The sequence below is a fragment of the Bacteroidota bacterium genome (genome assembly GCA_034723125.1).
GTDB lineage: Bacteria > Bacteroidota > Bacteroidia > CAILMK01 > JAAYUY01 > JAYEOP01.
Window position 1 is genome coordinate 1 of sequence record JAYEOP010000096.1, and the last position, 4701, is coordinate 4701.

The 4701-nt window shown below is 26.3% G+C and carries 3 protein-coding genes; 1 reads left to right on the forward strand and 2 read right to left on the reverse strand.

From position 1 onward, the window contains the following. Positions 1 to 279 (reverse strand): helix-turn-helix domain-containing protein (locus tag U9R42_02850; protein MEA3494954.1); only part of this gene is annotated, 279 nt, incomplete at its 3' end. 266 nt (positions 280 to 545) lie between these two features. On the opposite strand from U9R42_02850, the gene U9R42_02855 reads away from it, so the two are divergent. After that, positions 546 to 3824, forward strand: a complete 3279-nt coding sequence (locus U9R42_02855; protein MEA3494955.1) for a CHAT domain-containing tetratricopeptide repeat protein — start codon at positions 546 to 548, stop codon at positions 3822 to 3824. Positions 3825 to 3848: 24 nt separating this feature from the next. Here U9R42_02855 and U9R42_02860 read toward each other — a convergent pair whose 3' ends face one another. Further along, positions 3849 to 4613, reverse strand: coding sequence for a hypothetical protein (locus tag U9R42_02860; GenBank protein ID MEA3494956.1), 765 nt, complete (start codon positions 4611 to 4613; stop codon positions 3849 to 3851). Positions 4614 to 4701: the final 88 nt, after the last annotated feature.

Below are 4701 nucleotides of genomic sequence, written 5' to 3' on the forward strand. Positions count from 1 at the left end.
ATCAAATTCCCTATCTTTTCGCTTCAAAACCTCTATAGCTTTACCAAACTTTCTTACCCACTTAATCACTGAAACATCACTTACATTAAGTCTTCTACTTATTTCTCTAAAACTGTTTCCTTCAAGATACATTTCCAAAGCAAGACGCTTTATTCCCGGATCTTTACCCTTGCTGTTTATTGTATAATGATAACCACAGTTTTTGCATTTATATCGCTGCCTTTCAGCGACTTTTCCTGCTTTTACATATTTATCCGACCCACATTTTTTACAATACACAATATTTTATTTTAAGCACAAAAATAATAACTATATTTAATTAGCAATAATTAATTATTATAAGTTATCAACAATAATGTTTATAAACTGTTTTACATATAATTAGATTAGTAATCACCAAATTTATTAATCTATAGTTATTTTTATTAATTATGCACTAAAAAAAATTTAAAAAAAATTGCATTTTCAAAAAAAATATTCATTGATTTTTTTATATTACCTTTGAATCGAATAATATTGGAGCAAAAAAAATTGTTTATTTGATAATGATAAATTTAAAAAATGTCCTCTTTCTTTTATGTTTTACTTTCAGCATATCAAATATTGTTGCAAAAACCACATCTGATTCTATTTCATACACTTACCATAAGGCAGATAGTCTTTTCAATATTGAAGAATATGAAATAGCTTTAGAGCAATTTAAATATTTAGCAAATATTTATTCTCAAAATCATGATTATCAATCATTAGTTCTTTGCAATTTAAAGATAGGGATAATTCTTAAAAATGAATCAAATTACAGTAAAGCATTGTCTAAATTATTAGAATCCGAAATGCTTTATCTATCCCACATTAACAATGATAATAATCTTTATGCGGATATCACTCATGAATTCGGTTCTATTTATTTGTCCTTAAGAAAAGTTGATAAATCATTAAAATACTTATCAAAATCGCAAAATTTAAGAACAATAGATAAAAAAGCAGATAGTATCAAAACTGCAACAACATATAATAACCTTGGAATTGCATATTATGTTAGTGGAGATTACAATAATGCACTATCATATTATAACAAAGCTCTAGAGCTAATTGGCAATGATTCATCAAGCACACTAATTCCAAAATTGTATCAAAACAAAGGATTGGTTTATTTCAAACTAAAAGACTATGATAAAGCAAAAAAGAACCTCAATAAATCATATCAAATATTTCATTCTGTTTTAGACAAAAACGATCCTACATTTATAAATATTTATCAAAATCTTGGGATGCTTTACAAAAACTTAGGAATGCTTGACAAAGCCTTAACTCTTTATAAAAAAGCAGAGATAATAATTGAAAAAGAACCTAAGAATACTAAAACACATCTAATGTTATATTCCAACATAGGTAATGTTTACAGAATGGAAGGAGATTATGAAAAAGCTATTAAATATTATAAAAATGCTTTAAGTAGCATTAACGATAAATCGGATTTGTCTTTATATCAAAAATCAAGAATACTCAATAACTTAGGGAACAATTATTTAGATTTAAAAGATTATCATAATGCCTTAAAGTATTTGCAACAAAGCATTACAATAAAAGAAAATTTAACTTTGCATACCCAAAAATATTCAAGCTATTGTAACATTGGAATTTGTTATGACAAAATCGGAAAATTGAAAAAAGCAGAAGAATTTTATTTAAAAGCAATTACTAACATTCTCTCTCAATCCAAAACTGATTATTCTGCATTAGTTCAATGCTACAACTACTACAGTGAGTTCAATGTTAAAAATAACAATAAGCAAGCTGCTTATAAGCTCCTAAAAAAAGCACTAAAAATCAGTAAAGAATATTTTGGAGAAAAAAATCCTTTAACAGCAGATTGTTATTTTGGATTTGGAAATTATTACAATAGCTTAGGTAATTATAAAAATTCCCTAATGTATTTCCAAAAAGCTATTATCAGTTCGATACAGGAATTTAATGATACGAATATTTTTATTAATCCTAAAATTAAACAAATTTCATTTTCGAATTATAAATCAATCTCACTTATAAACTCAAAGGCAAATGCATTAAAATTGTTGTATTACAGCAATCCCTCCAATATTGTATTTTTAAAAAAGGCACTAAATACTTATGAATTGTCCATCAGTTTTATTGAAATGATTAGAATAAAATATCAAACACGAATGAGTAAACTTGTTTTATCAAAAAATCAGGATAAAACATATTCTGCTGCAATAAGCCTATCAATTGATTTATTCAAAAAAACATCTGATATACAATATTTTAATACAGCATTTGAATTATCAGAAAAAAAGAAAGCAGCAATACTTTTTTCTTCTATTCGCATAAACAAAGCAAGAAAATTCGCAAATATTCCCCAAGATATTTTAGAGAAAGAAAGAAAAATAAAGGAAGAATTAGGATTTTACAGCAGAAAAATTTATGATGAAAAAAGCAAAAATCAAATTGACCGGAATTTGATTAAAAAATGGGAAAAGAAAGTTTTTTATTTACAAAAAGAACAAAACAAACTTGTTAACTATCTGGAAGATAAATTTCCACAATACTATTCTCTAAAGTATCGTTCAGATGTTTTATCAATAACTGAAATACAATCAAAACTAAAAGATAATGAAGTTTTAATTGAATATTCTTTACTTGAGGATGAGGTATTAGTAATTGGAGTTTTTAAAAATTATGTTAAGTTCTTTACTACAATAAAAGATTCAAATTTTCTACAAAACATTTCAAATTTAAGAACATCTACCATAAATCAAAATGTGGTATCTAACGTAAAAGAATCCTTTAGAATTTATTCAACATCAGCATTCTATCTTTACCTAAAACTATTAAAACCCTTTGAAAAGTACATTAGTGATAAGAAACTCCTTATCATCCCCGAAGGAAATATTTCATATATCCCCTTCGATATCCTACTAACAAAAAAACCTGATAAATCAGATTATCGTAAGCTTCCATATTTAATCAGAAAAAACATTATTTCATATTCCTATTCTCCCAGTCTGCACTTTTACATTAGTGAAAATCAAAAGAATAAAGTATTTTCGAATAAATTAATTGCTTTTGCTCCTAACTATGATTTAAGTAAAGAATCTTTAAAATCCAATGAAATTAGTTTCAGAAACAGATCAATGAACTTAACACCATTGAAAGGTACAAAAGAGGAAGTTAAAATTATTTCAAAAATATTTAAAAGCAACATTTTTATGGACTTAGAAGCTTCCGAAAAAACATTTAAAAATGAGGCACCAAATTACAGTATAATTCATTTAGCGATGCATGCTATAATTGACAACAATAATCCAATGTTTTCTAAACTCATTTTTACTCAAACCAAAGATTCAACAAATGATAATTTATTACATAGTTTTGAAATATATAATCTTAAATTAAAGGCAAATCTTACTGTTTTAAGTGCTTGCAAAACGGGTGATGGAAAGCTTCAAAAAGGTGAAGGTGTAATGAGCCTTGCAAGAGCTTTTATCTTTGCAGGTTGCCCCAGCATTGTAATGACGCAATGGGAAATCTCTGACAAATCGGGAAGTACGCTAATGGCAACATTTTACAAATATCTTAGAAAAAAAATGCCAAAAGATGAAGCACTACAAAAAGCAAAACTTCAATATCTTACTAATGCTGATAAATTGGAAGCTCATCCATATTTTTGGTCAGGATATATTTTAATTGGAGACACATCTGCGATAAACATTAAAAAAAACACAACTAATATTTACTTATTAAGTGCCTTAGCAATTTTAATTGCACTTTCATTTTTTATTTTTATAAAAAAATATAGGCATTGAAAATTTCAAATTTTATAAAAGTAGTTATTTTAATTTAGAAACAATCTTTTTAGCTGTTTCCTTGTAGTAACTATCACTTTCAGAAATATTTTGAAATAAATCTAGGGCTTTTTCCTTATCCTCCATTTCCAAATAACAAAAACCAAGGTACCATTTTGCTTGGTCTATATATAAATTATTATTATCATTTATAATGTAATTAAATGACTCATTAGCTTTGAGATATTCTTCTATTTCAAAATTGGATATACCTGAAAAAAGATGTCCCTGGATATTTTTATTATCCATTTTAAGTACTTCCTCAAACAATCCCACAGCTTCATAATATTCTTGTTCTTCATATTTTTGCATTGCTGTATTTAGCATTATAGTAATAGGATTCGTATCATCTGACCTAACCAGAACTTTAGCCTCATACGGTTGATAGTAATTATCAATCACATACTGCATATCATTTTTATTAGTAATTAAGAAAATCCCTGAGATAGCAATTACTAAAAGTAACATTGAAGCAACAAGCATCTTTTTCTTTCCATAAAGTATTGATTTAAAATGTTCAAGTACTTTATTTTGCTCCTGTTGATCTTGAAAAACAATTTCAAGTTTTTCTTTAAAATCATCAACATCTGCTTCAAGAATAGCCTCGTTAATTTCTTTTCTTAATTCAACTTCATCTGCAAAAGCAGGATTATTAGCAATTTTTGATTCTACAATTAGTTTCTCTTCTTCTGAAAGATTACCATCCATGTACCTTTCAATCAATTCAATATTCTCATTTAATATTTCCATTTTTTTTAATTTTTAAATGTTCATAATTTTCGTCACCCTTAATCATTTTCAACAATTTTTTTAAACACCTCATTTTTTTTAACCTCAC

Bases quoted from the DNA above. Each gene is read 5' to 3' on its own strand.
- U9R42_02855 (MEA3494955.1), top strand. From the start codon at position 546: ATGATAAATTTAAAAAATGTCCTCTTTCTTTTATGTTTTACTTTCAGC.
- U9R42_02860 (MEA3494956.1), bottom strand. From the start codon at position 4,613: ATGGAAATATTAAATGAGAATATTGAATTGATTGAAAGGTACATGGAT.